Annotated in this window: 18 protein-coding genes and 4 pseudogenes; 14 read left to right on the top strand and 8 right to left on the bottom strand. The window is 51.4% G+C overall.

Annotation, left to right across the window (positions count from 1 at the left end; genetic code table 11):
- From V7775_RS24415 to pncA, 6 genes and pseudogenes are all read right to left on the bottom strand, one after another.
- The coding region (locus V7775_RS24415; RefSeq protein ID WP_335754540.1) for a calcium-binding protein at window positions 1-2,721 on the bottom strand (2,721 nt) is incomplete at its 3' end.
- Between the two features lie 656 nt (window positions 2,722-3,377).
- Window positions 3,378-3,794, bottom strand: coding sequence for a hypothetical protein (locus V7775_RS24410; protein WP_335754539.1), 417 nt, complete (start codon window positions 3,792-3,794; stop codon window positions 3,378-3,380).
- Window positions 3,725-4,198 (bottom strand): annotated as a pseudogene (locus V7775_RS24920) (transposase); the annotation flags it as partial. The gene V7775_RS24410 and the pseudogene V7775_RS24920, both read right to left, overlap by 70 nt.
- Before the next feature lie 76 nt (window positions 4,199-4,274).
- Window positions 4,275-5,270 (bottom strand): annotated as a pseudogene (locus tag V7775_RS24915) (IS30 family transposase).
- 223 nt (window positions 5,271-5,493) lie between these two features.
- The gene (locus tag V7775_RS24390; protein WP_335754537.1) at window positions 5,494-6,663 is read right to left on the bottom strand and encodes an MFS transporter; all 1,170 of its coding nucleotides are present in this window, start codon (window positions 6,661-6,663) and stop codon (window positions 5,494-5,496) included.
- A gap of 846 nt (window positions 6,664-7,509) precedes the next feature.
- Window positions 7,510-8,106, bottom strand: a complete 597-nt coding sequence (gene pncA, locus V7775_RS24385) for a bifunctional nicotinamidase/pyrazinamidase (protein ID WP_335754542.1) — start codon at window positions 8,104-8,106, stop codon at window positions 7,510-7,512.
- A 109-nt stretch (window positions 8,107-8,215) separates the two neighbouring features.
- Between pncA and V7775_RS24380 the strand changes: the two genes are divergently transcribed.
- The 7 genes from V7775_RS24380 to V7775_RS24350 all read left to right on the top strand — a co-directional run bounded on the left by V7775_RS24380 (window position 8,216) and on the right by V7775_RS24350 (window position 15,781).
- Window positions 8,216-9,043: an FAD binding domain-containing protein gene (locus tag V7775_RS24380; protein ID WP_335754536.1), complete on the top strand. Its 828-nt coding sequence runs from the start codon at window positions 8,216-8,218 to the stop codon at window positions 9,041-9,043.
- Entirely contained in the window at window positions 9,040-11,778 is a 2,739-nt protein-coding gene (locus tag V7775_RS24375; RefSeq protein ID WP_335754535.1) for a molybdopterin-dependent oxidoreductase, read from the top strand. The genes V7775_RS24380 and V7775_RS24375 overlap by 4 nt, the downstream gene beginning before the upstream one ends.
- Complete coding sequence (locus V7775_RS24370) at window positions 11,775-13,265, top strand: 6-hydroxynicotinate reductase (protein WP_335754534.1); 1,491 nt, start codon at window positions 11,775-11,777, stop codon at window positions 13,263-13,265. The genes V7775_RS24375 and V7775_RS24370 overlap by 4 nt, the downstream gene beginning before the upstream one ends.
- Window positions 13,265-14,122 carry a UPF0280 family protein gene (locus V7775_RS24365; RefSeq protein ID WP_335754533.1) on the top strand — a complete coding sequence of 286 codons (858 nt, stop codon included), beginning with the start codon at window positions 13,265-13,267 and terminating at the stop codon, window positions 14,120-14,122. The genes V7775_RS24370 and V7775_RS24365 overlap by 1 nt, the downstream gene beginning before the upstream one ends.
- The gene (locus V7775_RS24360; protein ID WP_335754532.1) at window positions 14,115-14,696 is read left to right on the top strand and encodes an amino acid synthesis family protein; all 582 of its coding nucleotides are present in this window, start codon (window positions 14,115-14,117) and stop codon (window positions 14,694-14,696) included. Before V7775_RS24365 ends, V7775_RS24360 begins: the two co-directional genes overlap by 8 nt.
- Entirely contained in the window at window positions 14,693-15,277 is a 585-nt protein-coding gene (locus V7775_RS24355) for an amino acid synthesis family protein (RefSeq protein ID WP_335754531.1), read from the top strand. Before V7775_RS24360 ends, V7775_RS24355 begins: the two co-directional genes overlap by 4 nt.
- Window positions 15,278-15,340: 63 nt before the next feature.
- Window positions 15,341-15,781, top strand: a complete 441-nt coding sequence (locus tag V7775_RS24350) for a MarR family winged helix-turn-helix transcriptional regulator (RefSeq protein WP_335754530.1) — start codon at window positions 15,341-15,343, stop codon at window positions 15,779-15,781.
- On the opposite strand, the gene V7775_RS24345 is transcribed toward V7775_RS24350, so the two are convergent.
- Both V7775_RS24345 and V7775_RS24340 read right to left on the bottom strand, forming a co-directional pair.
- Window positions 15,776-16,888, bottom strand: coding sequence for a CaiB/BaiF CoA transferase family protein (locus V7775_RS24345; protein WP_335754529.1), 1,113 nt, complete (start codon window positions 16,886-16,888; stop codon window positions 15,776-15,778). The genes V7775_RS24350 and V7775_RS24345 overlap by 6 nt on opposite strands.
- Window positions 16,885-18,048, bottom strand: coding sequence for an amidohydrolase family protein (locus V7775_RS24340; RefSeq protein WP_335754528.1), 1,164 nt, complete (start codon window positions 18,046-18,048; stop codon window positions 16,885-16,887). The genes V7775_RS24345 and V7775_RS24340 overlap by 4 nt, the downstream gene beginning before the upstream one ends.
- A gap of 159 nt (window positions 18,049-18,207) precedes the next feature.
- On the opposite strand from V7775_RS24340, the gene fdxA reads away from it, so the two are divergent.
- From fdxA to V7775_RS24305, 7 genes and pseudogenes are all read left to right on the top strand, one after another.
- Window positions 18,208-18,540, top strand: a complete 333-nt coding sequence (gene fdxA, locus V7775_RS24335) for a ferredoxin FdxA (RefSeq protein ID WP_335754527.1) — start codon at window positions 18,208-18,210, stop codon at window positions 18,538-18,540.
- Window positions 18,541-18,552: 12 nt separating this feature from the next.
- Entirely contained in the window at window positions 18,553-19,362 is an 810-nt protein-coding gene (locus V7775_RS24330; protein WP_335754526.1) for a ferredoxin--NADP reductase, read from the top strand.
- 11 nt (window positions 19,363-19,373) lie between these two features.
- The gene (locus tag V7775_RS24325; RefSeq protein ID WP_335754525.1) at window positions 19,374-20,003 is read left to right on the top strand and encodes an acyl-CoA dehydrogenase family protein; all 630 of its coding nucleotides are present in this window, start codon (window positions 19,374-19,376) and stop codon (window positions 20,001-20,003) included.
- Window positions 20,003-21,445 (top strand): annotated as a pseudogene (locus tag V7775_RS24320) (aldehyde dehydrogenase family protein). Before V7775_RS24325 ends, V7775_RS24320 begins: the two are co-directional and overlap by 1 nt.
- Before the next feature lie 18 nt (window positions 21,446-21,463).
- Window positions 21,464-22,222, top strand: coding sequence for an electron transfer flavoprotein subunit beta/FixA family protein (locus tag V7775_RS24315; RefSeq protein WP_335754541.1), 759 nt, complete (start codon window positions 21,464-21,466; stop codon window positions 22,220-22,222).
- On the top strand, window positions 22,222-23,148 hold the full coding sequence (locus tag V7775_RS24310; RefSeq protein WP_335754524.1) for an electron transfer flavoprotein subunit alpha/FixB family protein: 927 nt from the start codon (window positions 22,222-22,224) through the stop codon (window positions 23,146-23,148). The genes V7775_RS24315 and V7775_RS24310 overlap by 1 nt, the downstream gene beginning before the upstream one ends.
- A 125-nt stretch (window positions 23,149-23,273) precedes the next feature.
- Window positions 23,274-24,148: pseudogene (locus tag V7775_RS24305) on the top strand (3-hydroxybutyryl-CoA dehydrogenase).
- Window positions 24,149-24,275 lie beyond the last annotated feature (127 nt).

The raw sequence follows: 24,275 nt of genomic DNA, 5'->3' as shown, positions 1-24,275 counted from the left end.
AAGGCCACCACTGACATCATCTTTGCCAGACCCGCCATTGATGGTGTCGTTGCCGCTCAGGCCAAACAATGTGTCATCGCCCAATCCACCGTCGATTGTGTCACCCAAATTGCCGCCGGTGAGGATGTTGGCACTGTCATTCCCTGTGATGTTGTTGCGGTACCCGCTTGTGCCCGTCAGGTTTTCAAGTTCGCTCCAATCACCCGAAAAAGCCGCGCCATTGGCACTATACCCACCATCTATTTCAAACGCGGTGACAAAAGTAGAGCTACTGCCCGCGACCAGAGACAAATCAAGCATGTCATCTCCAGCTCCCCCTACAATTGTCTGATTCAGCAGAGCGCCTGCTGCGAGCATAAACAGATCATCGTCTGCGCCGCCGTCCATTTCATTTTGGCCAGCGGTGGCGATGATGGTGTCGTTGCCAGCACGGCCATCAATGGTGTCATTGCCTGCTCCCAATTCAAACTGGTCGCGGACAATTGAACCTACAACATTCTGCGCGTTGGCATTCCCGATGATGCGGATAAATTCATCATCGCCGCTTGCATTGTCCCACTGCAGGAACGTCCATCCAGACAGATCGGTGTCGATGGTGTTCACCACAACTTCGATCAGATTACGATCTGTGGCCAAACCGCTATAGCCGTTGATGATGACATTCAGCAGTTCCGTTGCTGAGTCTGTCTCGTCCGTTGCCAGACGCAGCATAGACGCGCCCGAGGCATTAAACCGTATTTCTTCGATGCCCGATATTTCGGTTCCGGAATTGGATAGGTCGATCACACCCGAAGAATTGATCATGATCTCATCATAGCCATCCCCGCCATGAATGGTTTCTTCCAGACCCGTTGTAGCTGCCGTGAGGATGATGTCGTCATCACCATCCCATCCCGACACATAATCCGAGGCGCTGGTGCCTGTGATCGTCTCGTCAGATTCGTCCCCTTTGATTTCGACGTAGTCAAATCCGTCGGTCCAGTTGGTAAAGGTTGTCCCTGACAGGTCGATACTGGCGTCACTATGCATAAAGACCTCAATAATTTCGCGAAGGTTCGCATCTGGGCGACCGACAATGGCTATTCCAGAGGTGAAACCATCGGTTAATTCATCGCCGCGCACACGTAGGGTTTTGTCGCCACCAAAGAAATCAGCTGCAAAAAAGTTAATGCGTTCCAAACCGCTCCATTGCGTTCCCACAGCGTTCAGAAGAGTTGTTCCCCCTTCGATGATTGTTATCTGGTCCGTACCAGCCCCACCTTCAATTGTGTCAGTCCCAGCAGTCATGTCTGAAAAGCTTTCGAAGGATATGTCTGAAAAGTATTCAAATGTATCGTCGCCTGCCCCGCCTAGCAGGCTGTCATCACCACGATTCCCAAAGAGCCAGTCATCACCGGCATTCCCCTCTAAGGTATCGTTGCCAAGGTAACCAAGTATGCTGTCATTACCGGACATGCCAATGAGATGATCATCTGTATTTCCACTCCCATTAAGGGGCCCACCTGCGATTTTTGCCCAGATGATAGCAGCATCCACAAAGTTTTCTTCCGAATCGGCATAGTCGCCAGCGAAGATAGTGCCATCCCGCGGGTCCCAGATAGAGGTGTAGACATTGCTAGCGGCCGACCACGCAAAAATAACACGCCCATCGCCTGTCACTCCGATATCGGGCGATGTGCCCAATGAGACATCGACAGTAAAGACAGCGCCGTCCGCGGACCCGTCAGAGTCAAACTTCTGCGCCTTGATGTCGTTGGTCGCAATGTTATCATCGTCCCAGACGACAATGTATTCATCGTTAGGCAATGCGACGATTGCGGATTCATTCGCATCCACACTGTCGATGGTTGTTTTCGCCAGCACAACGCCCAGATCAGAGTTGAACACAGCGTGGTTCACATCGCCGGATGAAAAGCCCGCAACATCGTCGGTCCATGTGACCACGATATTGCCTCCCGACAGGGTGGCGACCTGTGGATCACTGGGGGAGCCGTTGGTGTCAACTGTTGCTGTGTGCAGATACAGCCCAGTGGTGGCGTAAACGTCTACCTTAACCGTACCTTCGTCGATGTACGCCGAGATCATTTCACCGTTGATGTTGATTGCTACATCGTTTTGCGTCTGGTCATCAGCGCTGAAAATAGGGGCGTCTCGTGCTGCTTCGAACTCTGCAGTGATAATTGCCCCGACAGCGCTCAACCGGACAGCCAATACATCCTCATCAGCGGGGTCGAGGAACGCAGAAGGGTTAAATGAGGTATAAGTCACAAAGGACGAGTTATCGATGTTGTTCACAGCAACCTGTGGATTGTCGTAATCGCCGGCACCTGTTTCCGAGATTATCTCGCGTGAGTTTAGGTTGTTGCCAGCAGCGTTCTTGCGCTCCCACAGGACGGCAGAATCCACGCCATCATTATCGACATATACCAAAATAAAGCCGCCGTCGTTTGTTGGGGCTATGTCAAAATCGCTCTCTTCATCGACGTTACGAACAGTGTTAATGCGGTAGCTGTCGCGCACCAGATTGCCTGCACCGTCATAAATCTTGCCGATGATATCGAAACCCGCCGCCGTCCCAACACCGGTGATGCCACTTTCGGTCCAGGCGACCAAAATGTTACCGTTGCTAAGGCCGATTGTCTGCGGATCAGAGGTGGTAGGCGTGTTTGCTGTGCCTGTGTTTGCTTGAAATTCGCTGAGCCATGTTGTTGGGGTAGCCATAATAATATACTTTCTCAATGAACTTTTAGACTGCTATCGGAACCAAAAAGGCCGTGCTGTAAAAATGAATGGTTTAGTATCTAAAGCAGGCAGCTGCTTGCGTGATGGATTACTGTGTCAAACCATCTGATACAGTCCTATGTTGTCTCTCCGTAGTGATGTGCCCGGTATCCGTAATTCGGCGGGCGTCTTTGCCGGATATGGCCCGAGTGGTTTGTCCGGGTATCCGTCATCTAGTAATATTAAAACCAAAAGCCGCCCAAACTAATAGAATAAGTGGTTCATCTGGTTTGTTTCATTATGCGGCGTGTTGCTCTTAATGCAAGTATCGCATTTCAAACGTGTTTTCTTTGGTCCTTTCTATTTTTTCGGGGGACTTTGCGTCTCAGAAATGGATGCTACCATACTCTCCGTCGTCAGAGTGTTTTGTCACGCCCAAAGTAGACGGTGGGGTGTGTGACGTTGTTCAGATTCTCAATTTATCGCTGAGGATTGTGATGATCCACGAAGGCTTCGACCTTGGCTTGTGGCTGTGGGTGATCATGGCTCAGAAATGCATCGTGAACAGTGGCCACAATCGCCGTTTTACCATCATTGGTCTGATCGATCAGCGCAGTCACCCCTGCTAGTATATTCTGACAAATACATAGGAGACCTCAAGTAGCATTGAAATTGCTATAAATGTTCTCGACCCGCTCGACTTCGTGATCAGTCAGGGCTGCAAATTCCTTGCCACGTGCTCTCGCAGAGAGTTGACCGCTATTTTGCTGCATAAAACGGAACAAAAGATCGACCGTGCGCGCGGGCATGTCGAACATCTCGTCTATTGCTGCGCGGAACTGGTCGTAACGGCGGAGGAATTCGGTTTCATAGGGGAGGTCAACTTCGATCGTTTTTTGGACACAACTGTAGAGAAAGGTAGCGTGCGGCGTGGCATCAAAGAAGCGGTAGAAATCGCTAGTGTCGTTTGTGACCTCGACATTAAATTTTTCGGTTGGAGTCCAAACTTGGGCTTTTGACGCTTGCGGGCACGGCGCGGTATTCGGGTTTTCCTGTGCAACGGCAAGTACCACCAAAGCTCTTTTTCGTGGCCTTCTTTGGAATAGACGTAATGATAGATGGTTTCCTGGAAGACCTGCATCGGAGCACGTTCATAAATCATGCGATTGCCGATCTGTTCAGGCGTCCACCCATTCTTAAGCCGCTCAATTACACTTTTATTCAGATCAGGATACGTGATCAGTTTACGCTGTCTGCTGCGACGTCGTTCCATTCGTAAATGAGCCGCATGGCCGTAATATCAATCGCATCCTGGCATGCTCTCATCGCTGAAATGATAGCGCTTCAACTCTCGGAATATCGTTGATCGACCGCGCCTCAGAACACGGGCCATCTCATCGACAGGGGCCTTTGCATGTCTCCAGCGTTCTATTCTGCGTCGTTGTGTGATACTTAGTTGTGTATAGACGGCTCCCATACCGATTTCTCTTGTTAGATAAAACTTGTGAGTGATACCAGAACTGCGACTTTTGAACTGGGTTGAGTTTGGGGTTTCATGCGGTTTGATCCAAGACATTTTCTTTGAAGGCCTCAGCAGGCGTTTTCCAACCTAAACATTTGCGAGGCGTAGCGTTCAGGAGAGCACAGATTACTTCCAAATGGTCGGGTGTGATTTTGGAGGCATCAAGATCGCGCGGGAGCCAACGCCGGGCCTGTCGGTTGGTGTTTTCTTGGGTCCCTTTTTGCCACGGAGCGGAAGGATCACAAAACCACGTTTGCGTACCAACTTCGGCTTGCAGATGTGGCCAATCCATAAACTCGCAACCGCGATCAAAGGTGACAGACTTGCGTGCTGTGATTGGCAAGGTACGCATGACGTTCGCAAGCTTTCCCATGACACGCGCGATTGTTTTGTTTGCGTTCACCAGCAAGACTGTAAAGCGGCTGACCCGTTCAACCAAGGATGTCACGTTTGCTTTGCCAAGCTTCTGTCGAAACAGCATTAAATCTGGCTCCCAATGACCAAACTGGACCCGATCCCCTATGTTTTCGGGGCGGTTTGAGATGCGTAGGTCGGAATGGATTTTGGGGTTCTTTGGTGCTCGCCCTTTGCGCGGGCGACGCTTGCGACGATGCTCTGGCAGGTACCGCCAGAGGTCTTCCTTCATGCCCTCGGGCGAATAAACGAACCGATAAATCGCCTCTTAGCATACCCGAACCGGTGCCTTTTCATAGATCAAGCGGCCTGCTATTTGTTCTGGTGTCCAGCCGTCTTGAAGCCGATCAATCACAGCCTCGCGGAGTTCCGGAATGCGCACTAATTTGCGGCGCCGTGCGCGACGTTCGGCTGTAGATTTCTGCGCCGTCATTCCATAGTAGCCATCCAACTGTGGTAGCTCTTGATCTGTGAAGTAATTGCGTTTGATATCGCGATAGACAGTCGCACAATGACGATTGATCTGACGCGCAATCTCAGACACTTTGACCTTTCGATGCAAAAGATCTTCAATGGTACGTCGTCCCGCTAGATTTAACTCGGTGCGGTTCATAAACTGTTCACTAGACTTTCCAGTAGGATAGAGGAAAAGTCGCGTCCCAGTTTAGAATGTACCCCAGCTATAAATTTTTGTACGCATAAGGTTAGTTATGTTTAGTTTATGTTGTAGGCCTTTGATTTATCGTTGAAATCGCAAACTTCGAGAAGCAGGCGAAAGATCCGTTACAGTGCGGACCATGGATCACTTTAGGAGAACTGAAAATCATGGGGTGGTATTAACGATTGTTGGATGCTGTCGCTCGACGCAATGCGATTGTTGCCTCAAAGCCAGCTAAAACCGCGACAAGTGCAAGCAACGGTGTTGTACCAATCTCGACGATGAACCAACCAGCGATTAAAGGAAATCCGAATATTCCAATGAAGTAACTTAACGCAAACAGTTGAAGTGTTTGGGGGCCCATATCCGCATCGGCATCATTGGCAGTCATTGCAACAAGGATGGGATACGACACGCCGTACCCTAGACCAAAAAAGATCGCGACTAGAATATAGAGAACAACATTGTCACCACTGAACATAAACAAAACGACACTGGCGCACATGACATACTGAAGGAATGCGATTGTTCGGTAGGGATTTTCCCCACCTTTAAACTTAACAAGCACGAGACGGAAAGCGACAACAACCAAAGTGTATACGAGGAAAAAAACAGCGTAATCCAAGCCCCGGTTGTCAGCGAATACGGTCTGGAAGTTATTAAGTCCTGCAAAGACACTGGCCCCTAGAAAAACCATAATAATCGGTGTGCGCGCTGGAGATTTCAGCACATGCAAAAGGGACAACAGCGTTATTCTGGAGGGAACTTCTGGCGCCGGATTAAGCGCGTGTTCCTTGATCGGCTTGTGCAGGATGAAGAATAGCACAGCACTGATGATGCAAAGCCACGAGGTAATGTAGAATGCATCCCTAACCGATGCACCCACTGCCTCAAGCACGGATGCTAAAACTGGCGAGAGCCCGAAGCCAGCCATTACGAACACTGATAGCAGCGCAAAGGACTGCACCCGTTCAGTGGGTTTCACTAACCGCGTCAGCACAATTGGACCAAGGGAATACGTAAGCCCCCAACCGAACCCTAAAAGGACACTGGCCATGACCAACCCAACACCTTCTGAAGTTGCGGCACCATAGAGATACAGCGACCCCGAAATGGCGAGGCAAGCGATGCCAAGCGTACGAAGCCTACCAAAGATATCTGATAGATGTCCCGAAAAGTAGACCGTGATGATTGTCGTGATCGCTGTAATGGCCAGCATTAAGCCAACAACCTTTTCGCTCGCATCAAAGCTCTCAAAAAGCCGAGGCAACATGAACGTCAGCCCATATGCGCCTGCTTGGAGGAAAATTGCGATGAAATACACTATGAAAGTTTGGGTGCGCGACATTTTCTAACCAACGATTACTTCTCGGCACACGCTCACCTTAACACTCTGCATTGGCAACACCTTTCTCAATTGACGCGGGAAAGGCTGACATTCCGAAGGCTGAGTATAATTTGAGGTTTGGGCTGAAAGCCTCCGTTCGCGGTGCGGCCGCCGCGTGGCCGCTTTGGTCAGAATCCTAACCCTTGGCCTAGGGCAGCCAGAGATCAATCAATAGTACATATTTAGACGGTTAGGATTAATCGCCACTTATTCTATCGGAGTAAGAGGCCACTTTAAGCTATTAGTTGCGACATTGACTATTAAGAGCTCCACTATTCCGGTCCTAGTTGCATGATCAGAATAAACTGCCTTCTTCCATTAGCGCAATCTCGATCTTTTTCTTGATTTGACTTAGAAATGACACGGCTTCCAGGTTCGGTTTGGGGATTTCACCCGTGTGGTTACTGGTCACCACAGTAGATGTCGTGATTGTTGCGCTTATGATTGGTGTGGCTGATCCAAAGCGTCTCTGAGGGTATTGATCTAAATAGGCAAACCTCAACGCAAAGTGATCTATTCTAGACCCATGCACCCACAGCCTTGCAAAACAAGCCTGACCCCTATTTCTTGTAGGCAGCTGATAAGACGAAGGTTTGAGCCATCCGCGTCGCCACAAAGGCAGCGTGACGGTCGGCCAACAGCTCCTACATCGCAGCATATTGGGGCGCACAATCTATACTTATTTTAAAACAAGCTCTGATTGGGACAGGCAAAGTCGAACCCTCGCTTGCAATCCAGCGATTATGCTGTGCCATTTTAGAGCGTTGAAAATTTAAATTAAATTAAAATTACAGCTTCTCACGCCTCTCATACAAGTTCTACGCCATTTGTCCTCATGGCACTTAACGCCCGTTCAAGAGAGCCTTGATTGTCGATCGCACGGCACGTGTCCATCCGTACACTTACTTTGAAACCTTGCTTTGCAGCGTCAATTGCGGAAAACGCGACGCAAAAATCTGTAGCAAGCCCAACAAGAGTGACGGATGTAACCGCACGCTCGCGCAACAAGCCAGTCAGCCCGGTTGGGGTTTTTCTGTCATTTTCAAAGAACGTCGAGTAACTATCGATTGCCGGATTCATGCCCTTACGGACAATGGCGGCTGCCCTATCTTGGTGTAATTTCGGATGAAATTCTGCACCCTCTGTGCCAATAATGCAGTGTTCTGGCCAGAGTGTTTGCATTCCATAAGGCATCTGAATTTCCGCAAATGGGGTCCCACCATGTTGGTTGGTGTGAAATGACATGTGATCAGACGGGTGCCAATCTTGAGATAAAATAACGAGCCCAAAGTCACCCATCATGTTGTTTATTGGGTCAACTATCTCATCACCACCTGAGACAGCCAATTGGCCGCCAGGACAAAAATCATTCTGCACGTCGATTACAATTAATGCGTCTGTCATTTTTTCACCAAATCTTGGGTTGTTTCTTTTTCCGTGGAATCTTTGTTGACAAGTACACCATTCCATCAATATCATTTGTATGCAAACAATAATGTGGAGCTGCTCTGAGGTGAAATATTACAATCCAAACAATCTGGACGTAGCCCTTGAGATCGCGGCCCAGGGAAATGGCAAAATTGTTGCTGGTGGCACAGACGTTTATCCGTCAGCAAAACCGGGCGTGCAGCATGACTGCTACCTTGATGTGACACGAATACCGGATCTTGCAGGTGTTTCGAGAGATGGGGATTCCATTAGATTTGGAGCAGCTACAACCTGGACCGAGATTGCAAATGCTGACCTGCCGCCAGCTTTTGATGCATTAAAGCAAGCAGCGCTTTCGGTTGGCAGCATCCAGATTCAAAACGCGGGAACCATTGCTGGTAATCTCTGCAATGCCTCACCGGCTGCTGATGGGGTGCCGCCATTGTTGGCGTTAGATGCCAAAGTCGAGCTGACCAGCACGGCACGTGGCGTACGTGTCTTGCCACTTGAAGAATTCATCCTCGGTGTGCGAAAAACGGCCCTAAAAGACGATGAGCTGGTAACAGCGGTCATCATCCCTCCCCTCCCGAAAGGCGCGACATCTGCATTCGAAAAATTGGGAAGCCGCCGTTACCTTGTTATTTCGATATCAATGGTTGCTACGGTGTTGACCCTTGATCCCGAGGGGCGGATTAGTGATGTGCGGATCGCTGTTGGTTCCTGCTCGCCAGTGGCGTTGCGGTTATCCCAGCTTGAACAAGATTTGATCGGGATGCACCCGAATGAGGTCACAGTCACCGAACAGCACCTATCCGCTCTTTCACCTTTAACAGACGTGCGCGGTAGTGGAGCATACAGATTAGATGTTGTTGCAACCCAATGCGAACGTGCAATTCGGAGGGCGGCCGCATGAACAATTCAACGACCTATCCAACCACAAAATTCAACCTTGATGGAAATGAAGTTGTGGTGAACGCCGCACCAGGCGTGCGCCTGTCACAGGTTCTACGCGAAGATCTAGGGGCGCGTGATGTCAAAATTGGCTGCAACGCAGGTGACTGCGGGGCCTGCACCGTTCTTGTCGATGGTGCGCCAATCTGTGCCTGTTTGACACCTGCCCAACAGGTTGCGGATCGCCACGTTGAAACCCTTGGCGGCTTGTATAAAAATGATGACACCACCAAGGCCCTTGCCGAACGGTTCCAAGATATGGGTGCTGCGCAATGCGGAGTATGTACTCCGGGAATGATGGTCGCGGCTGTTGCGCTGCTCAGGGACAATCCCAAACCGTCAGAGACAGAGACTCAAAACGCCCTTGGCGGAGTTCTGTGCCGTTGCACCGGATATCGTAAAATCATCGATGCTGTGGTTGGCGCGGCCCCCGTTGCACGGGATGTCAGCGGTGTCGTCGGCGACCCTATCCGCCATCTAGATGCGGTTAGCAAAGTGTCCGGCAAGCATGCCTTTGGCGATGATGTCGCGCCAGCAGGTACACTGGAAATCTTCGTCATTCGCTCCCCGTTCCCCCGCGCCAAGTTTGAGCTGGGTGATCTGGATGCATTCATTGCAAACACAGATGGCTTTGAGGCCGTCCTGACCGCTGCCGACATCCCAGGCATAAATGTATTCGGCGTTATCCCACAATTTGCTGATCAACCGGTCTTTGCCGAAACAGAAACCCGCTTTCGGGGTGAAGCTGTCGCTGCGATTGTAGGGACGTCTGAAGCTGTGCGTACCTTCGATCCCCATGGGTTTCCTGTCACTTGGACAGAATTGCCTGCTGCAAATGATATGAAAACCGCCCAATCAAACGATGCTGTGCTGTTGCATGCGGATCGTGCCAATAACGTGATGTGCGGTGGGTTTGTGGCGTGCGGCGACCCCGAAGCGGCCTTCGCAAAAGCAGACGTAATGGTTGAAGGCCATTTTCAAAGCGGGTTTGTCGAACACGCCTATATCGAACCAGAAGCTGGGTTTGCCCAGATGAACGGGGATAAAGTCGAAATCCATGCCTGTACCCAAGCGCCTGTTATGGATCTTGACGCGCTTGAGAGCATTCTTGCCATGAAACGCAATCAAATTCGCATTATTCCTACCGCTGTTGGCGGTGGGTTCGGATCAAAGCTCGACTTGTCGGTGCAACCCTATCTGGCATTGGCCGCCATCAAAACGGGCAAGCCGGTGCGGCTGAATTATTCGCGCACTGAATCCATGCAAAGTTCAACCAAACGTCATCCTTCTGACATCCACTTAAAAATTGGTGCCACAAAAGATGGTAAAATTAGTGGATTCAAATTTTACGGTGAATTCGACACAGGCGCTTACGCAAGCTGGGGCCCTACCGTGGCCAACCGCGTGCCGGTCCATGCGTCTGGTCCTTACAACATTCCCGACTACCGTGCGGAATCCAAAGGCATTCACACTAACAATCCACCTGCTGGTGCGTTCCGTGGATTTGGCGTGCCTCAATCGGCGATTGCCCAAGAAAGCCTATTTGACGAGTTGGCCGAAAAGCTCTCGATTGATCCGTTGGATTTCCGGGTCAAGAACGCGCTTCATAACAATATGCCCACGGTTTGCGGCCAAGTGTTCGGCCAAGGGGTCGGCATCACCGAATGTCTGGAGGCCCTGCGCCCAGCATGGAACGCCGAACGACAGGCCGCACAGGAATTCAACGCCGTCAACGACACCGTCAAGCGCGGGGTTGGTCTGGCTGGTGGGTGGTATGGTTGCGGCAATACCTCCCTGCCCAATCCGTCCACCATCAAGTCGGGCATTCACGCCGACGGCACTGTCGTATTGCACCAAGGGGCGATGGATATTGGCCAAGGAGCCAACACGGTCATCACTCAAATTTTCGCAACAGCCCTTGGGGTGCCAGCACAATCGATCCAGATTGTGGGCGCGGATACCGACATCACGCCGGACGCTGGTAAAACTTCTGCGTCACGTCAAACTTTTGTTTCAGGAAATGCGGCCCGGTTGTCTGGTAACGCCCTGCGCGCCTCAATCTTGGAAAAAATGAACGTCGCAACAGACGCGACACTCTCGTTCGGCAACGGTATGATCCAAGCAACCGATGAAAGCGGGACTCACACGTTTAATCTTGCAGCCATTACGCCAGACGCCGAAGCCTTTGTCTTTCGCGCCGAAGAAACCTATGATCCGCCAACCAAACCTTTGGACGAAAACGGCCAAGGCGTGCCCTACGCCCAGTTCGGCTATGCAGCACATTTGGTTGTTGTGGACGTCGACACGGAGCTTGGCACCGTGACCCCTGTGAAATTCGTCGCCGCCCATGATGTCGGTAAGGCCATCAATACGATGTTGGTCGAAGGTCAGGTGCACGGCGGGATCGCGCAGGGCCTTGGGATGGCGCTGATGGAAGAATACATTCCCGGTCGCACTGAAAACTTGCACGACTATCTGATCCCGACCATCGGGGATATACCACCAATTGAAACGATCATTATCGAAGAACCAGACGAACACGGGCCATATGGGGCCAAGGGTCTTGGTGAACATGTTTTGATCCCCACCGCCCCGTGCATCCTGAACGCGATCAATGATGCTGTCGGTGTTCGAATTACAAAAGTTCCAGCGACCCCAGCCCGTGTGCGGTCCGCCATAAAGGCAAAAAAGTCATGACCAATTCAACCAAACCCGAAAAAATCCGCTGCGACGCCTGCCCTGTGATGTGTTTCATCGCCGACGGTAAATCAGGCGCATGTGACCGTTACGCCAACCACGACGGTAACCTCGTACGCCTTGATCCGCTGACGATCATCGAAGACACAGAACAAAAGCTTGTGCCGTTCATGAAGGATATCGATCCTGCCGATTGGGATGGGAATATTGTCAAAGGCGATCGCCCGTTTATCACTGCGGTGGGCGCGGGCACAACCTATCCCGATTACAAACCAGCCCCCTTTATTGTCAGTCAAGAGATAGATGGCGTGGACATGGTTACTGTCGTGACCGAAGGAATTTTCTCTTATTGCGGTGTGAAGGTGAAAATCGACACCGACCGCCACATCGGCCACGAGCGCGATGTGGTCTATGCAGATGGAGAGCCGATTGGCCATGTGATGACATCCGAATACGGATCTAAGATGCTGTCGTTGGGCGGGGTTGAACATCTGACTGGTGGGTCAAAGAAAGAAGGCCGCATTACATGTGATGCCCTGCTGCGCTTATGTAACCGCGAGGCCGTCACCATCACCGCCGGCGAAGGTGACCACGCCACTGAAGTTGTTATTCAGGCAGGCAAAGCCCCAATTATCAATGGTGCCGAAGAAAAACTGATGCGGGTTGGCTGTGGCTCGGCCACCATCGGGATGTTCGCGAAACAATGGTTGAACCATGTAGAGGACGTGGTAGTGGTCGATGATCACATCACTGGCGTTTTGTCTGAACACCAAGCAGGTAAGGAACTTGACATCCCTGCAACGGGCCTCAAGATCCTCGGCCGGCGCTCAACACCAGGTCGCTATTTTCAGGTCGCGGAGCCGGGCACAGGTTGGGGAGGCACAGATGTTGATGATCCACTCCAAATCCTCGGGCCATTTAACCCCAAGATCGCAAAAGCGGGCATGCGTTTGTTGATGGTTTCCACGACAGGCGAACAATCTGCCTACTTTGAGCTGGACAAAAACCTTGAACCGCAGCCTAAAGACATGCCAGCAAAACTGCGTGAAACAACAGACCTGATCGCAGAAAACTGCGAACCTTCAGTTTGTTCGGTCCTGTTCATGGGCGGCGCTGGTGGCAGCCTACGCGCTGGTGTAACAGAAAACCCTGTAAGGCTAACCCGCTCGGTCAAGGACTCGCTAACGCATGTGTCGTGCGGCGGTGCGGATGTGTTTGTGTGGCCCGGTGGCGGGATCACCGTGATGGTTGATATTCTTGATATGCCAACAGGATCATTCGGCTACGTCCCGACCCCCGCCCTTGTCGCACCGATCGAGTTTACGCTCCGCGTCAGCGACTACAGCACCTTGGGCGGTCACATGGAAGAAATCCAAACCGTCGCCGAAATGCGGACCGACGAATTGCGCCGTGTGAAACCAAACTTAAGCGGGCATAACCCAATGTCACCATCGAATTATCGTTGGTCAAAGGCCAACAAAAACTGATGGAGGCGAGTGCTGTCATATTGCCTTGTGGCCAACGCCTGCATTTGCAGCATGGCCCGATTGACCTGATTATCGGGGCTGATGGCGACAGGAAGGCAGCCTTCGCCACGGCCAAGGAACGTTTTGCAACTATTCTGACAGAATTGTCAGCTGAATTGCCTGCATTGCGGTTACCCCTTACCGACGGCGTTCCCTTCCCGCTGGGGTCGGTCGCGTGGAAAATGGACCGGGCAACGCGTCCGTTTTCAAACGATGTTTTTGTGACACGTATGGCCGCCGTGGCTGGCAGCGTTGCAGACACTATCCTGGACGCTATGAAATCGGCCAATCTGTCCCGAGCATACGTAAACGACGGCGGTGACATCGCAATTCACCTTGTCAAAGGCCAGACATTCACGCTCGCGATGGCAGGCCATGATGGTACTTCATTGGGGCGTATTACAATTGGATACGATGATCCCATAAGGGGTATCGCGACCAGTGGGCGGCATGGCCGCAGCTATAGTCTGGGCATTGCCGATAGCGTAACGGTTCTTGCGAAGACAGCCGCCGCTGCAGATGTCGCCGCCACCCTAATCGCGAATGCTGTGGATTTGCCCGGTCACGATGTTATCACCCGAAAGGCAGCCCGTAGTATTGACGATAATAGTGACCTTGGCGATCTTCCCGTTGTCACTGGGTTGGGCCAATTGAGCCATGATGACACGACGCTGGCCTTGCGCAACGGTACGGCAAGGGCTGCGGCCTACACACAACGCGGCTTGATCTCAGGTGCTGCATTGTTCTTAAATGGACAATCCCAAAGCACCCGCCCTGCCCAAATTTCTCTCCCACAAAGGACACTGCAAAATGCCTGACGTAATCTTGCGAAAAACCATCTACTCCATCGAAGAGACGTTTCACGAAGGTGGCCCGCGGCCCGAAAAATCAGTACGTCGCGCGGCGGCTCTTGCCATTATCGAGAACCCGTTTGCAGGGCGCTATGAACCCGAAATCCAGGGGTTCATGGAAGATCTCAAACCTCTTGGCCTCAGTATGGCGACACGTTTAATCGAGATGCTTGGCGGTGCGGATCAGATCGAAGGATATGGCAAAGGCGCCATGATTGGCGAAGGTGGTGAACTGGAACACGGCGCGCTGTGGCATGCCCCGGGCGGCTATGCGATGCGGCAGATGTTGGCTGATTCAAACGCTATTGTGCCTTCGTCCAAGAAAGTTAGCGGTGTTGGTGGACGTTTGGATGTACCAATCACACATATCAACGCGTCTTATGTGCGCAGCCACTTTGACTCTATGGAAGTTGGTGCCAACGACACGCCACGCGCCAACGAGATTGTGCTGGCCTTAGTCATGAGCACAGGCGCACGCATTCACAATCGTGCAGGCGGGCTTGATGTCGCCGATATCGTTGGAAAGGATGGTTTAAGATGAACGCAAAGATCAGAAAAATCGCGGTCAATGTCGAAGAAACTCACCGTGAAATCGGGCGTGAGATTTCGCCTGCGACACGCAAAGCGGTCGCCGTTGCGGTAATCGAAAACCCTTTTGCGGGTGTTTACCAAGAAGACCTCACGGCGTTGATGGACATCGGGGCAGAACTGGGCACCCTTTTGGGCGACAAATGCATCGAGGCTCTTGGCATCACGCCTGCACAGGCTGAAAGCTACGGCAAATCAGCAATGGTCGGCGAAAACGGAGAGCTGGAGCACGCGGCAGCAATCTTGCATCCGAAATTGGGGGCACCTTTGCGGGTTGCAGTAGAAAAAGGCGCAGCACTTGTTGCGTCATCCAAAAAAATGGGCAGCCCCGGTCAGGTACTTGATGTGCCATTAGGGCACAAAGATGCGGCCTATGTGCGCAGCCATTTTGACGGTATCGAGGTGCGTTTGAATGACGCCCCACGTGCGAATGAAATCATGGTTGCCGTTGCTGTCACCGACAGTGGTCGGCCTTTGCCACGGGTTGGCGGGCTAACACATGAAGACGCCGTCGGCGAAGATGGATTACGTTGATAGTGTAGGTTTGAGGCTGGGGATCAGGTTGTATTGAACTATCAAGATATATAATAATGCCGAATGGCATCTGATCAAAAAAGCACTGAAACATCTGAATACAAACTTGATGAGCAGGTGGGTTTTATGTTGCGTGTCGCCAGTCAAAGGCACGCAACAATTTTTCAATCGCACACCAACGGAAAATTGACACCAACGCAATTCAGTACGCTGATCCGTTTGGCTGAGGTTGGGACGGTGTCTCAAAACCAGTTGGGGCGATTAGCTGCCATGGATATCGCCACGATCAAAGGCGTTGTGGACAGATTAAAAACCAAAGGGTTGGTTCGATCCGAACCGGATCTGGTGGATAAGCGTCGTTCTATTATTTCGCTCACACCGCTGGGTGTCGACTTTATTTACGACCTTAAATCGTCGGGTCACAAGATAACCCGCGAAACGCTGGCACCGCTTAATGCAAAAGAGCAGCAAACCCTATTGAGCTTGCTGCGCAAAATTTCATAACGCCATTGGCCGCACCGGCGATGCTTTACTTAGGTTCAAACTTGACCGCGAAAACGCAATTGGTGTGCGTAAGCCAGGCACACCCTCTGGCGAAATCTGCATCGAGCGGTGTTTGATTTGCGGATCATTTAATGCCTCTGCAACCGAATTTATCGGACCGGCGGGGACCACAGCCTTTTCCAAAGCATCGAGCATTTCCAACTTGGACCATTCCATGAACTTAGGCGTTAGCGCATTGTTTAACTCCTGACGGTTTTCGACACGGGCTGGATTTGTTGAGTAGGAAGGTTCTAATGCCAACTCTTCAATGCCCAACGTCTTGCACAGCGCTTGAAATTGGCGGTCATTTCCGCAGGCAACGATGATGTGGCCGTCTGACACAGCAAAAGTCTGATAGGGAACAACATTGGGGTGGGCGTTGCCCAATCGCTTAGGCACAACACCCGACCCAAGGTAGTTCATCGCTTGGTTTGCCAAAACACCTGCCATGCAATCAAGCAGTGAAATATCCACCTGTTGCCCAAGGCCAGTCTTCTCGCGATCAGCCAATGCTGCCTGAATGCCAACAACACCATAAAGGCCTGCAAAAATATCTGCAAAAGCAACACCAATTTTCTGTGGCTCTCCTTCGGGGTCGCCAGTCAAATCCATGATGCCAGACATACCTTGGATCAACATATCATACCCTGCCCGTTTGGCGTATGGGCCATCCTGACCAAAGCCCGTGACAGAACAATAGACAAGCCGCGGGTTCACTTTTTGTAAGGTTTCATAATCAAGGCCAAATTTTTTTAAGCCTCCAACTTTGAAATTCTCAATCACAACGTCCGCATCCGCGATGAGCTTCCGAAGTTCCACCAGCTGTTCTTCATCCCGAAAGTCCACCGCGCGACTGATTTTGCCGCGATTTGCACAATGAAAATACGCGGCTGATCGATCCCCTTTATGTTCGATAAAAGGAGGACCCCATTTACGGGTATCATCACCCTCTGGGCCTTCAATTTTGATCACTTCGGCACCAAGATCGGACAGCGTTTGTCCGATCCAAGGTCCTGCAAGGATGCGCGCGAGTTCGACAACTTTTAGCCCTGCGAGTGGTGAGGTCATAGAATTTTCTCTGGCAGGCGCATGGCTGGCGGCGTGTTACGTGACCGTTCGCTGGTGACAACCCCATCAATAATCGTCATGCCAATCCCTGGTAAATTACCAAGTTCCACAGATTCCAACATATTCTTGCCAGGTGAATGTTGTGCCTGATCCATTAGTACAAAATCGGCACATTTCCCGATCTCGATTAGACCTGTATCAAGCTCGCGTTGCCGCGCAGTATTGCCTGTACCAAAGCAGAATGCCTTTTCTGCAGGAACGTTACCAAAGGAGGATAGCATTGCGACCATCCGCATTATGCCCAAGGGTTGAACGCCTGATCCAGCGGGCCCATCCGTGCCTAGAATGATCTGATCCAACTTGCCCAGTTCACGCGCAGTATTAAGGGCCAATACGGCGGATCGTTCGTTGCCGTTATGGACAATCTCAAACGCAGAGCTGCAACTTTCGCACAGACAAATGATCTGATCATCTGGCAATGCCGTATGCCCTCCATTGATGTGGCCAATCACATCTGTTCCGGTTTCGATCACCATATCCGCGTCGATCAATCCAGAACCCGGAATTGAAGGGCCGCCCGTGTGGATCGTACTTTGCATACCATACTTACGTGCCCAGCTGACCATCTGCTGAGCGGTCTTGCCGTCCTTGACGGTGCCTAGCCCAACCTCGCCCAGCAGTTTCACACCAGCATCCGCAAGGTCTTTAAAATCTTCTTCGACCATCCCCTGTTCAATCACCGGCGCACCTGCATGGACTTTAACGCCAGAGGGGCGGAAGTTTTCATACCAACGCTGTGACGCAATCGCCATCGCCTTAAGGCCTACGATGTCTTTTGGCCGCCCCGGCATGTGTACTTCGCCCGCAGAAATGAGGGTCGTTACGCCACCGTGCAACGTACTATCGATCCAGTTCAATTGCTGTTGGCGTGGGGTGTAATCGCCCACCACGGGGTGGATGTGGCTGTCGATCAAACCAGGGGCAAGCGTGACACCATGCGCATCAACAACTGTAGTGGCCCCTTCGCAATCGATATCTTTTTCATAACCCCATTCAGTGATCTTACCATCTACCGCGACAAGGCAGTCTCCATCAAAAATCGGTTCCTCAAGTTTCCCGGAAAGAATTTGGCCGATGTTCTTAATTACCAGTTTTGTCATGTCATACCCCTTAGAAGGTTCGTTATTTCGTTAGTATACGAATATTTATATGGGGCACGTCAAGTAGATTCCTTCGATTCAACAACATTTGAAATCGGGTATTGACAGATCATGGCGGGAAACATTATTCATTAGTATACAAATGAAAATGGCGAAAACATGACTTATGTAGTGACGGACGGATGCATCAACTGCAAATACCAAGACTGTATCGAGGTCTGCCCCGTGGATTGCTTCTATGAGGGTGAGAACATGATCGTGATCAATACCGAAGAATGTATCGATTGCGCCGTGTGCGAGCCTGAATGTCCGGTTGACGCAATCATTCCTGACACGGATCCCGCTGCGGCAAAGTGGATCCCGATCAATCAAAAATACGCAGAAAAATGGCCCAACATTGCCGAAAAAGGGACACCCCCATCCGATGCGGATGAATGGGCTGAAAAAGAAGGCAAGTTTGAGTTGCTTTCTGAAAAACCAGCAGACTCCTAAGGAAGGTTAGAAATGACAATCGAAATCCAAACTTCTCAACAAGAATTCCCAATTCCTGCGGGCGTCTTTGCTCAAAAGGTAACATCGGTTCAGCACTACACTGACCGCTTATTCAAATTCAGGGTCACACGGCCTGAAAGCTTCCGGTTTAGATCGGGTGAATTTGTCATGATTGGTTTGCCAAACGCTGAAAAACCAGTGTTCAGAGCTTATTCAATAGCCTCTCCTAGTTGGGATGAGGAAATTGAGTTCTATTCAATCAAAGTCGAAGACGGCCCGCTGACCGAGCACCTTCAAAAGATCAAAGTTGGCGATACTGTGCTGATGCGCAAAAAGTCTACAGGCACCCTTGTCAAGGATGCCTTGCTGCCCGGCAAACGCCTTTGGATGTTCTCTACAGGCACAGGCATTGCCCCGTTTGCGAGCCTGATCCGCGATCCAGAAACATATGAGAAGTTCGAAGAGGTCATTCTGACACACACATGCCGCGACGTCGGCGAATTGACCTACGGCCAAGAACTGGTCGCTGCCGTAAAAGATGATCCGTTGTGCGGTGAGTTTGCGCAAGGGCTCCGGCTTTACAGCACCACAACCCGCGAAGACTACCCATTCCAAGGCCGTATCACGGACCTTATGGCATCGGGGAAAGTGTTTGAAGATCTTGGTGTGTCGCCTATTTCAGCCGAAATCGACCGTGGCATGATTTGTGGGTCCATGGCGATGCTTCACGATACAAAAGCTGCGCTTGAGGGCTTCGGCCTCGTTGAAGGTGCGAACAACAGGCCCGACACATTTGTTGTCGAGCGCGCCTTTGTGGATTGAGGAGCCCCAAAATGTCCAATGGCCCAAGCCCCCAAAGCCGCCCTGACTCGTCAACCTTCACCTGGACAAACCCGTTTCTGATTGAAATCCTGCTTGACGACGATGAGCGCATGAGCCCCGACTGCGCGCATGCCTATGCGCAGGAAAAGCTGCAACCCCGCGTCACGGGCGCCTATGAAACAGAAAACAGCGATCCGCAGGTTTTTGCAGAAACGGACGTATTAGGGATCACCATCCCTGAAGAGTACGGCGGTTTAGGTTCAAGCTACGTCAGTTACGGTTTGGACCGTAAGCAGTTCAACAAACCACTGGCGCAGATACAGTTGTTCCAACCCAAACTGGCTGACATGAAAACCAAGATTACACTGGGTCTTCAGGCCGCATTGCGTGGGGGGAGTTTGACGGACGAAGCAAACGCCGCACCTGAAATGGTATCACTGATCAAACGCAATAACTGCGGTAAAGCCCTGACAACCACGCGCCACGCACGCGACATGGATGGCGGCAACGGCATTAGCCAAAAATTCCATGTGATGCGAAACATGGTCAATCTAGAAACCGCGAATACCTATGAAGGTACGGATGATGTCCATGCTTTGATCTTGGGACGGGCACAAACCAGCGTGCAGGCCTTCTCGTGATGTCGGTACCTGTATTACATCCAAACCTAATTGACGGAAACTGGGTCGAGAACGCTGACTTTTCCATTAATGGAAACCCAGCAGACCAGACCGACATCATCGGGCATTTCGCACGGGTGGACGCTGATCAAGTTGCATCCGCCATTCAAGCGGCAGATGCTGCGGCCCCCGCTTGGGCGGATGCATCACCGCAGGTTCGGTCGGACCTATTGGAAAAAGTAGCACAACGGGTGTTGGAAAAATCAGCCGAACTAGGGTGCCTTCTGGCACGCGAAGAAGGCAAGTCCTTAGTGGAGGCAACTGGCGAAGTCATCCGCGCCGGACAAATTTTCCGGTTCTTTGCCGGCGAAGCCCTACGGCTAACAGGTGATAGCATCGCATCTGTTCGGGCTGGTGTGGATGTGCAGGTAAACCGAGAACCCGTTGGCGTTGTAGGAATTATCACGCCTTGGAACTTTCCAATGGCAATCCCCGCATGGAAAATCGCGCCGGCATTGGCCTTTGGAAACACAGTCGTTTTCAAACCTGCGGACCTTACCCCTGCCAGTGCGCATGCGCTTGCAAAAATCATTCACGATGCTGGCTGCCCGCCGGGCGTGATGAATTTGGTCATGGGGCGCGGGTCTTTGATTGGTGATCTTCTGGTCGATAATCCCAAAGTGTCCGCGATCACCTTCACCGGTTCGGCACCTGCCGGGAGCGGGATTGCGGTACGGGCAGCGGGTCAGATGAAAAAGGTCCAGCTCGAAATGGGCGGCAAAAACCCCATGGTCATCATGGAAGATGCCGACCTTGATACCGCTGTGGCAGTCACCCTGAATAGCGCGTTCTTTTCTACTGGCCAGCGGTGCACAGCGGCCTCTCGCATCATCGTACACGATGCAATTCACGACACGTTTGTGGAACTGCTTTCTGCGGGAATGCGGGCGCTCATTGTGGGCAATCCGTTAGACGCCACGGTCGACATCGGGCCCGTTGCTTCTGAAAAGCAATTGGCGAGCAATCTGAAATACATCGCTTTGGCCAAAGAAGAAGGCATGGATGTCATTGGTGGCGACCACATCGAACTTGATACGCAGGGCTTCTTTCAAACCCCTGCCCTGTTTGTTCGGGCCACAACGCAGATGAGGACCAGCCAAGAAGAAATCTTTGGCCCCTGTGTGTCAGTCATCAAAGTTTTCAACTTTGAACAGGCCCTCGCCGCGGCGAATGACACCGAATTCGGCTTGTCTGCTGGCATTTGAACTCAAAGCCTACGCTACGCACGTGCGTTCAAGGAACGCGTGAAGGCCGGCATGGTCATGGTCAACTTGCCTACTGCAGGTGTTGATTACCACGTCCCCTTCGGTGGCACCAAAGGATCCTCTTTGGGACCTCGCGAACAGGGCCGATATGCGGCGGAATTCTACACAACAGTGAAAACCTCTTACGAGGCTGATTAAAACAGGAGAACTATGCAAATGAAGGTTTTGGTGCCTATCAAGCGCGTAATTGATTACAATGTGAAGGTTCGCGTTAAAGCGGATGGAAGCGGCGTCGATCTTGCCAACGTCAAAATGTCGATGAACCCATTCGATGAGATCGCTATCGAAGAAGCGGTGCGGCTGCGTGAGGCCGGCAAGGTTGATGAAGTCATCGCCGTGTCAATTGGCGTTAATAACAGCCAAGAAGTCTTGCGCACGGCGTTGGCTATGGGTGCGGATCGCGCTATCTTGGTCGTTGCCGCCGATGATGTGCATGATGACATCGAACCATTGGCCGTGGCCAAGATCCTCAAAGCAATAGTGGACGCAGAAACTCCTGGTCTGGTGCTTTGCGGCAAGCAAGCGATCGACAATGACATGAATGCAACGGGTCAGATGTTGGCCGCGCTACTGGGTTGGTCACAGGCGACTTTCGCCTCTGAAGTGGACCTAGACGGTGACAGTGCTGTGGTCACACGCGAAGTGGATGGTGGCCTGCAAACCATTAAGGTCAACCTCCCAACAATCGTGACCGTTGATCTGCGCCTAAATGAGCCGCGTTATGCATCGCTGCCAAACATCATGAAGGCAAAGAAAAAGCCGATGGATGCAAAAACCGCAGCTGATTATAGGGTCGATGTAACGCCACGTTTAACCATCCTGAAGACGACGGAACCAGCCGCCCGTAAGGCGGGAATTATCGTAGGTTCTGTTAATGATTTGGTGGCGAAACTTAAAGAAGCGGGGGCCGTCTGATGGCTGTTCTACTTATTGCTGACATAAACGCTGGCAAGCTTTCTGTTGATGCTACCGCCAAGGCCGTAGCGGCGGCGGCGGCCTTGGGTGACATTGTTTTGCTCTGCTTTGGTGCAGATGCAAAGTCTGCAGCCACTGAAGCTGCTAAGATTGAAGGTGTTTCAAAGGTGCTTTGTGCTGAGGACAGTATTCTAGGCCACCAGCTCGCCGAACCCTCTGCGGATCTTATTGTTGGGCTCGCCTGCGACTATGCGCACATCGCGTCTCCGGCGACATCGGATCTCAAGAATATTATGCCGCGCGTGGCAGCACTATTGGACACGCAGGTCGTGTCCGAAGTGACCGCGATTCTTGGTGTCGACACCTTTGAACGTCCGATCTATGCGGGCAACGCTATCCAAACGGTGCAAACAAACGACCCAATCAAAGTTCTGACAATTCGAACCGCAGGCTTTGAGGCCGCCGGAATGAATGGTTCATCCACAGTAGAAATGGTTTCAGCGCCGCCCGACCCCGCGGTTTCAATGTGGATCGAGGACAAGGTCGCATCAAACGATCGCCCTGAACTCACGACAGCCGGCATCGTTGTGTCAGGTGGTCGTGGGCTTGGTTCGGAAGGCGACTTCAAGCTGATTGAAGGTTTGGCTGACAAACTCGGCGGTGCGGTGGGTGCGTCGCGCGCAGCGGTCGATTCCGGGTATGCATCAAATGACTTGCAAGTTGGTCAGACAGGCAAGGTCGTCGCGCCCGATCTCTACATTGCCATTGGTATTTCTGGTGCGATCCAACACTTGGCTGGTATGAAAGATTCGAAAATCATCGTCGCGATCAACAAAGATGAAGAAGCTCCAATTTTCCAAGTCGCGGACTTTGGGCTTGTTGCCGATCTATTTGACGCAGTGCCAGATCTGTCGGACAAGCTGTAAAAAAGTTGAAATATCCATTGCCTCCCAGTCTGGGGGCAATGGATGCTGTCAAATTCAGGCTATTGCTAGACTGTGCTGCCTCAAACCATCTGAAAATCTATAAATTTCCGAAAGAGGATCTTACCTTGGTTTTCAAACTTATTGGCGTTGTTGGTGCTGGTCAAATGGGCGCAGGCATTGCACAAGTCTGCGCGGTTGCCGGATACAACATCGTTCTAAATGATGTGAGTGCCCCAGCACTTGAAGGTGTGCTCAAGCTGATTGAACGAAGCCTGTCGGGTCAGGTTAGGAAAGAAAAATATCAACCCTACAGATGAACGAAGCCCTGATGCGCATCGAGAAGACCATGCATTTATTAAAGCTGGGACAATCGGATTTAGTCATTGAAGTTGCTACGCAAAATGAAGCCCTCAAGATTGCAATCTTAAAGGAGCTTATCCCCCATCTTCGCCCAGAAACAATCGTAACCTCCAACACATCCTCCATATCAATCACCAGGTTGGCTTCCTGTACGGACCGACCTGAAAAATTCATGGGATTTCATTTCATGAATCCCGTACCCATTATGGAGTTGGTCGAGTTCGTGCGCGGAATTTCGACAGACGAAGCCACGTTTAAAGCGTGTTCAGAGGTGGTACAAAAAATTGGTAAGACTGCCGCCATTGCAGAGGATTACCCCGCATTTATTGTTAATCGAATTCTCATACCGATGATCAATGAAGCCGTCTATTGCCTGTATGAAGGGGTTGGTACAATTCCCTCAATTGGTAAGGCTCTGAAGTTAGGTGCGAACCATCCCATGGGCCCAATTGAGTTGGCCGACTTTGTCGGTTTGGACACATGTTTGGCGATCATGAATGTTCTTCATGATGGATTGGGGGATTCCAAATATTGGGCTTGCCCGCTCCTAACACGGTACGTGGAGGCCGGATGGTACGGGCGCAAATCTAAAAAGGGTTTCTACGACTATAACGTCGAACCCCCTACGCCCACGCGTTAATTTCAGTATGTAAATAGACCTGCGCGCCAGCGATAAATGGCATTGCGCGCAAGTCTAACAAGGAAAGGTCAGACCCCAAGGTACTGGCTAATTTTGTTGGGGTTATCGCTGAGATCTTTTGCTGTTG

Origin of the sequence: Sulfitobacter sp. (genome assembly GCF_036960155.1) — a bacterium.
GTDB lineage: Bacteria > Pseudomonadota > Alphaproteobacteria > Rhodobacterales > Rhodobacteraceae > Sulfitobacter.
Note: the sequence above shows the minus strand (reverse complement) of the source record. Positions and strands in the feature narration are given on the sequence as shown.